The sequence below is a fragment of the Thioalkalivibrio sp. AKL10 genome (genome assembly GCF_000381845.1).
GTDB classification, from domain to species: Bacteria; Pseudomonadota; Gammaproteobacteria; order Ectothiorhodospirales; family Ectothiorhodospiraceae; genus Thioalkalivibrio; species Thioalkalivibrio versutus.
The window spans coordinates 1-2,555 of the sequence record NZ_KB907148.1 but is presented as its reverse complement, the minus strand read 5'-3'; the positions used below and the strand labels follow the sequence as shown (position 1 = coordinate 2,555).

Sequence of the window (2,555 nt, the reverse complement as noted above, 5' to 3'; positions counted from 1 at the left end):
CGACGCGCTGGGGGACCTGACGCCGGTCGAATACCGGCAGTTACACACCCCGGAAACCTCTAGTTATGCGTGGACCTAATCCGGGGAAGTCGACACCATCACCACGGCTGCCTACATCAATTTCGCCATCCACCTCCCAGCGACTACCCTCGCCGGAAACCCGGACCTCACCTACACTCCCGCTGGCATCAGCGATCGTCCCGCTACCACTGGTTACAGTCGCTCCCTCTTCTACGAAAAGGTAGCCCTGGCCGGGAGTCGCGTTGGTGTTGGTTCTCAAGCCCAGCGTGATGTCACCAGTAGTGTGTAATTCAGAGTTGTTTACGATCACCGTGCCGACGGACTCTTCGACCTTTCCGATGTCTAGATCACCAACGGTCACCTCCCCGCCGTCTTCCACGCGCAGAAGGCCTTGTGCGCCACCAAGGACCGATCCACCGACGGTCAAGCTTTCGTCAACCTGCCAGCTGCTGCCTTGGCCGGAAATCTGGACCGTTCCGTCCGCCCCAGGATTACGGCCGATGGTGGCAAGGCCGGAACTCGAGGTTGGGCCGCTGGTGACCAGGCTGGCACCGCCGGAAACCGTGAGTGTTCCCTGACCGCTGGCCCCCACTGAGATGCTGTCGGTAGTCAGACTGGAGCCATTTCCATCAACGGTAACCTCGAACGTTGAATTTTCCTGCGAACCGAGGGAAGTGCTGCGGGCGTCAACAGTGGCTCCATCCTCAATAGTTAGTCGACCCTCACCACGTTCACCAATGAACAGGCTGCCGCTGCGTTCGCCGGGCCTGGTCTCTTCCCAGTGGGAGCCGCTACCGGTGATGATTACCTCGCCGGATGAGCCTTCCTCGGAGCCGAGGCGGCTGGCGTCCGTGGTTTTCAACTGAGCACCATTACGGATTTCCAGTACGCCATCGCCCTCGTCACCAACGAACAGGCGGCCTCCAACGTCGATCTCGGACTCCGGTCCATCGGCGATGACAGTACCTGACGACTCGGCATTATTGCCGATCACAAGATCCTGATCCTCTGTGGTGCTCACCTCGCCACCGGACTCAATGGTCAGCTCCCCCGTACCGTTGAAACCCACATCCAGGTCGCCACCGACGATGCTCCACTCGGACTGATCTTTTACTTCGACCGTGCCAACACTTCCGGCACCAAGGCCGATACTGGCTCTTACCCCCGTTGTTACTGTCGCACTGTCTTGGATTTCGAGCGTGCCGACCGAACCCTGTGCGGAGCCCACGAGCAGCCCGAGCCCCCCGGTGTTCCATTCCGAACCCTCACCGGAAACCGTGACGAACCCGCTGCCGACGGTGATGTCCCCCCCTTCGGAAACTGCGGAACTTCCGATCCGGCTGGTGTCACTGTCGAGCGTGCCGCCGCCCTCGATCGTGAGTGTCCCGGCGCTGTTCGTGCCGACGCGCACGTTTCCAGCATTTGCGTTTTCATCAGCGCCGATTACAGGTTGATTATCGCCCTCATCAATGTGCGTCCGAGTAACAGTATCCTGATCACTGGCAACGGGGATGCCTCCATCCCAGTTGCCGTCCTCGAACCACTCGTCGTTTTCAGCGCCTGTCCAGGTGATGTCGCGAGTGTCGGCAAAAACGCCGCCGCTACCGATAACGAGGACGGCCGGTGCAAGCACGCCGGCGACGAGTGGCGGAAGAGGCCAGCGGCCGGGCTGGTGCACGATGGAGCGAATGGCGCGGTAGACAGGCTTGTGGCGAAAAACGGGCATCACGGTTCTCCTTGCGGAAGCGGAGGCTTGAGTGAATCGTCCTCGGCCCCATGGGAAATGGCGGGAGCCATGCTGCCAAATCGCTTTCGCGGGACGCCCCCTCCATTTGGACGGGGCGCCAGAAGATCGTGCGTTAGAGGGGGCTAGCGGTGTTCGGGGTTCGAGTAGCGGTCGGTGAAGGCGCAGCGGCCCTCGGGTAGCCAGTCCGGGAAGTCGTAGTAGCGCGCGAGCACGGGCTCCAGGACGCGATCGTGGTAGGCGGCGTAGTCGAAGCCGCGGCCCTCGGCGAGGGTCCAGTCGACGCCGCGGATGGTCACTTCGCGTACGCGCACCTCGTCGAAGAAGGGCTCCACATGCGCCGGGTCCAGCTCGCCGCGGGTGGGGACGTAGAGCAGGTTGGCCCCGTCCAGGGCGCGGAAGTCGGTAAGCAGGTCGTCCTGGCGGCCATAGTGCGAGCCGGGGCCGAACACCCCAACCTCGCGGCCGGCGTAGTAGCCCAGAACAGCCGAGCGCGAGTAGCTGCGGGTGTGCGCGTCAAAGTACATCCGTCCCCATCTTTCCGAGCAGCATGGCCACCAGGGCTGCAAGAATGCCGGGCGCATGCGCGCCGGGCGGATGAAATTCGGACGCCGGACATGAAAACCTCCGGACGGGTGGCAACCACCAGTTCGAAGGCAGTGTCGCGCGAAATCCTGCCCATGCGCGAAATCCTGCCCATGGAAGAAGGGGGAACTCGCGCACTGGAAACAGTGTGCCGGAACGTGATCCGGGACACCCCCTCCGGATGGAGGGGGCGCGGCCTGCGAGG

General features: G+C 62.7%; 1 protein-coding gene and 1 pseudogene. Both read right to left on the bottom strand.

The annotated features are described in order from the left end of the window. Window positions 1-40: 40 nt before the first annotated feature. Window positions 41-1,747: a hypothetical protein gene (locus G333_RS14415; RefSeq protein WP_019628753.1), complete on the bottom strand. Its 1,707-nt coding sequence runs from the start codon at window positions 1,745-1,747 to the stop codon at window positions 41-43. A gap of 143 nt (window positions 1,748-1,890) precedes the next feature. Next, window positions 1,891-2,274: pseudogene (locus G333_RS0114115) on the bottom strand (hypothetical protein); the annotation flags it as partial. Window positions 2,275-2,555 lie beyond the last annotated feature (281 nt).

Bases quoted from the DNA above. Each gene is read 5' to 3' on its own strand.
- G333_RS14415 (WP_019628753.1), bottom strand. From the start codon at position 1,747: ATGCCCGTTTTTCGCCACAAGCCTGTCTACCGCGCCATTCGCTCCATC.